Consider the following 2,500-nt stretch of genomic DNA (forward strand, 5'->3'; position numbering starts at 1 on the left):
TGGTTGCGGGGGTAGGATTTGAACCTACGACCTTCAGGTTATGAGCCTGACGAGCTACCGGGCTGCTCCACCCCGCGTCATTTTGGTTTTGCCACGCGTTTTGGATTGCGTGTGTTTTTGCGTCTTTTCTGGCGTTTTGAAGAGAAGTTTGTTGATGCGTTTGGCAGACCTGGCGGTGACCTACTCTCCCGCGTCTTGAGACGAAGTACCATCGGCGCTGGGGCGTTTCACGGCCGTGTTCGGAATGGGAACGGGTGCAGCCACCCCGCCATGACCACCAGGTCGGCCAAGCGCATCAAATCGAGAAGCTGGGTTTGCAGCCCCGCCTTACGAAGCGAAGCTTCGCAAGGCCGACTGGCCGTCGCGCATTCTTGCGCGCCCCGTCCGGAGGATAGCGGCGTAAGCCGCGCTCATCCGTGAGGACATGAAAGATGGGCACGAGCAATGAGAATGATCAAGCCGATCGAGCGATTAGTACCGGTAAGCTTCATGCGTTGCCGCACTTCCACACCCGGCCTATCGACGTGGTGGTCTACCACGGCTCTGATAGGGAACACTCGTTTTCAGGTGGGTTTCCCGCTTAGATGCCTTCAGCGGTTATCCCGTCCGCACATAGCTACCCTGCAATGCGGCTGGCGCCACAACAGGTCCACCAGAGGTGCGTCCATCCCGGTCCTCTCGTACTAGGGACAGATCCTGTCAATATTCCAACACCCACGGCAGATAGGGACCGAACTGTCTCACGACGTTCTGAACCCAACTCACGTACCGCTTTAAATGGCGAACAGCCATACCCTTGGGACCTGCTCCAGCCCCAGGATGCGATGAGTCGACATCGAGGTGCCAAACAACCCCGTCGATATGGACTCTTGGGGGTCATCAGCCTGTTATCCCCGGCGTACCTTTTATCCGTTGAGCGATGGCCCTTCCACGCGGGACCACCGGATCACTATGACCGACTTTCGTCTCTGCTCGACTTGTCTGTCTCGCAGTCAGGCAGGCTTATGCCATTGCACTCAGCGAACGATTTCCGACCGTTCTGAGCCCACCATCGCGCGCCTCCGTTACTCTTTGGGAGGCGACCGCCCCAGTCAAACTACCCACCATACACTGTCCCGGACCCGGATGACGGGCCGCGGTTAGACATCCATGTCCGCAAGGGTGGTATTTCAAGGGTGGCTCCACCAAGGCTGGCGCCCTGGCTTCAAAGCCTACCACCTATCCTACACATGCGAACACGAATGCCAGTGTAAAGCTATAGTAAAGGTGCACGGGGTCTTTCCGTCTAACCGCAGGTACCCCGCATCTTCACGGGGAATTCAATTTCACTGAGTCTCTGCTGGAGACAGCGGGGAGGTCGTTACGCCATTCGTGCAGGTCGGAACTTACCCGACAAGGAATTTCGCTACCTTAGGACCGTTATAGTTACGGCCGCCGTTTACCGGGGCTTCGATTCAGGGCTTGCACCCCTCCTCTTAACCTTCCGGCACCGGGCAGGCGTCAGACCCTATACGTCGTCTTGCGACTTCGCAGAGCCCTGTGTTTTTGATAAACAGTCGCCACCCCCTGGTCTGTGCCACCCCCCCGAGGTTGCCCTCGAGAAGGTCACGCTTATCCCGAAGTTACGCGTGCAAATTGCCGAGTTCCTTCAGCAGAGTTCTCTCAAGCGCCTTGGTATGCTCTACCAGTCCACCTGTGTCGGTTTCGGGTACGGTCTATATGGAGGAGCTATTTCCCGGAACCGCTTGGCGGCCCTTCCAATCCGATAAGGAAGGACAACGTCCGCAATCCGTCACTACCTCCAGGCCCACGAATGTTAACGTGGTTCCCATCGACTACGCCTTTCGGCCTCGCCTTAGGGGCCGGCTAACCCTGCTCAGATTAACTTTAAGCAGGAACCCTTGGACTTTCGGCGAGGGGGTCTCTCACCCCCTTTATCGTTACTCATGTCAGCATTCGCACTTCCGATATCTCCAGAAGCCCTCACGGGTCTTCCTTCACGGACCTACGGAACGCTCCGCTACCGCTCAGCAAGCTGAGCCCAGAGCTTCGGTGCATGGCTTTAGCCCCGATACATTTTCGGCGCAAAGACCCTTGATTAGACCAGTGAGCTGTTACGCTTTCTTTAAATGATGGCTGCTTCTAAGCCAACATCCTGGTTGTTTTGGGGTCCTCACATCCTTTCCCACTTAGCCATGACTTGGGGACCTTAGCTGCTGGTCAGGGTTGTTTCCCTCTCCACGACGGACGTTAGCACCCGCCGTGTGTCTGCCGACCAGTACTCCTCGGTATTCGGAGTTTGGTTAGGTTTGGTAATCCGGTGAGGACCCCTAGCCCATCCAGTGCTCTACCCCCGAGGGTATTCGGTCGACGCTCTACCTAAATAGATTTCGCGGAGAACCAGCTATTTCCGAGTTTGATTGGCCTTTCACCCCTAGCCACAAGTCATCCCAATCTATTGCAACAGATACGGGTTCGGCCCTCCAGTACGTGTTACCGT

Annotated in this window: 1 tRNA gene and 2 rRNA genes (1 of these 3 cut by a window edge); all 3 read right to left on the minus strand. The window is 56.5% G+C overall.

What is annotated here, in order from left to right:
- Positions 1-77: transfer RNA gene (locus SIN08_RS21780), tRNA-Met, on the minus strand.
- A gap of 90 nt (positions 78-167) precedes the next feature.
- A 5S ribosomal RNA gene (rrf, locus tag SIN08_RS21785) occupies positions 168-282 on the minus strand.
- 168 nt (positions 283-450) lie between these two features.
- A 23S ribosomal RNA gene (locus SIN08_RS21790) occupies positions 451-2,500 on the minus strand; it runs 863 nt beyond the window's last position.

The organism is Chelativorans sp. M5D2P16, from assembly GCF_034427935.1.
Taxonomy (GTDB): domain Bacteria; phylum Pseudomonadota; class Alphaproteobacteria; order Rhizobiales; family Rhizobiaceae; genus Chelativorans.